The sequence below is a fragment of the Microcoleus sp. PH2017_09_SFU_O_A genome, assembly GCF_020738625.1.
Classification (GTDB): domain Bacteria; phylum Cyanobacteriota; class Cyanobacteriia; order Cyanobacteriales; family Microcoleaceae; genus Microcoleus.
This window is the reverse complement of the sequence record NZ_JAEQCF010000187.1, coordinates 1-1,755: the sequence shown is the minus strand read 5'-3', so window position 1 is coordinate 1,755 and position 1,755 is coordinate 1. Positions and strand designations below refer to the sequence as shown.

At 44.8% G+C, this 1,755-nt stretch carries 2 protein-coding genes; one reads left to right on the top strand and one right to left on the bottom strand.

Annotation, left to right across the window (positions count from 1 at the left end; genetic code table 11):
• Positions 1–168: 168 nt before the first annotated feature.
• Positions 169–897, top strand: a complete 729-nt coding sequence (locus JGK16_RS32575) for a gamma-glutamyl-gamma-aminobutyrate hydrolase family protein (RefSeq protein ID WP_293174469.1) — start codon at positions 169–171, stop codon at positions 895–897.
• Positions 898–903: 6 nt separating this feature from the next.
• Here the strand turns inward: JGK16_RS32575 and JGK16_RS32570 are convergent, their stop codons facing one another.
• Positions 904–1,365 (bottom strand): SRPBCC family protein, encoded by a 462-nt coding sequence (locus JGK16_RS32570; RefSeq protein ID WP_293174472.1) that lies wholly within the window; start codon positions 1,363–1,365, stop codon positions 904–906.
• Between the last annotated feature and the right edge of the window lie 390 nt (positions 1,366–1,755).

Genomic DNA, 1,755 nt, shown 5'->3' with positions numbered 1-1,755 from the left:
TTCTGGTGGCATGGGCTTCTAGCCCGTGCAAAAAACAGGCAAGATGCCTGTTCCACAATCAGTAAATTTTCTGGTGGCATGGGCTTCTAGCCCGTGCAAGAAAAACTTATTGATAATACTAGAATATCCTAGAACTAATGTAAATAATTATCTCCCACTCTCTAAAAAATGAAAAAACATCCCATCGTTGGTATCACAACTTACTGTCGCAGTCAAGCAGGCGAATATTGCCTCAACGGAGCATATATTGATGCAGTGCAGGCAGCAGGTGGTATTCCAATTTTACTGCCTCCCAATCAATTAGATCCGGCTAGTATTTTTGATGCCGTAGATGGTTTGATTTTTTCAGGTGGTGGAGATATCAATCCAGAACTTTATGGCGGTTTTGTCGATCGCACGGTTTACTCGGTTAACGCAGAACGCGACAATTTTGAGTTAAGCTTAGCTAAGCTAGCTTTGAGGGCTGACATACCCGTGTTGGGGATTTGTCGCGGAATGCAAGTCCTGAATGTAGCCAGCGGCGGGAATTTGGTCGTGCACGTACCGGATGCTTACGGAGAGGAGGTTACTCACCGACAAGAAAACCCGATTCGTGCGATCGAGCATATCATTAAAATAGACCCCGACAGCCGATTAGCAAAAATCATGGGAACTACCTCAACAAACGTCGTTTCCTGGCACCATCAAGCCGTACAAACAATGATTCCCGGCTGGCAAATTGTAGCACGAGCACCCGACGGTTTAATAGAAGCAATCGAATACAAATATCACCCTTGGATGGTAGCAGTTCAGTGGCATCCAGAAATGTCGCCAAAAAGTCTCCCCGACTGCGGAATTTTTCGGGCTTTCGTCGAAGCAGCAGCTTCCAAGTGCATCAATTATACTATATCTGCATGAAATTTTTCAGCCATTATTTACATTTTTTTCGCACTCTCGCTTAGTGACTTCGTGGCGGTAGCGAAACATATCAGTTAACCGCATTTCTACCCACCAACCTAACAGCAAATCGACAATCGGGCCGCCCGGTATCGAAAATGCGATCGCATCCGTCAATCGGGTATGGCCATTTTCTGTGGTAAACTCGTGTCGGTGAGTCCAACGTGCCATCGGCCCCTCAGTTTGTTCGTCAACAAACAAGCGATATTGTTCGCATTCAGTATGAGTCGCCACCCATTTTACTGGAATCGGCCCCAATAACAGCCGAAATTCTGACACAGCCCCCACATCGAGTCCCCCTTCGCGGCGGATGATTTTCACCGGTTGCCAAGGCGGAGTCAACAGTTGCAGAATATCCGGCCTTTCGTAAAAGTTCCAGACTGTTTCAACGGTGGCGTTTATCAGCGACGAGTATCTAAAATTGGGCATTGTAAGAAGAAGGAAGAAGGAAGTTCGGCAGCGGATGTAACGGATGTAACGGATGTAACGGATAGAATTCCCGATTACCCATCATTGATTACCGATTACCCATCAGTTCTGCCGTCATTAGGAAGAAGGAAGAAGATATATATACAGTAAGTTTTTTAGCTATCCATACTTGACGTTGAATTAGCAGGTGGATTTACTGAGCGTTGGGTTAGACTCAGGGCGAACGCATCTAAACTTTATGTTAACACAATCTAGTATATTGGAGAAGAATTATTGACTACATACAAAACATTTAATTAGGGCTTGCTGAAAAATCAATCACATATTGCGTGGCATAGGTTTAGATGGCGCGAGGGAGAAAAAAGTGCAAGATAAACAGGTAATATAGAT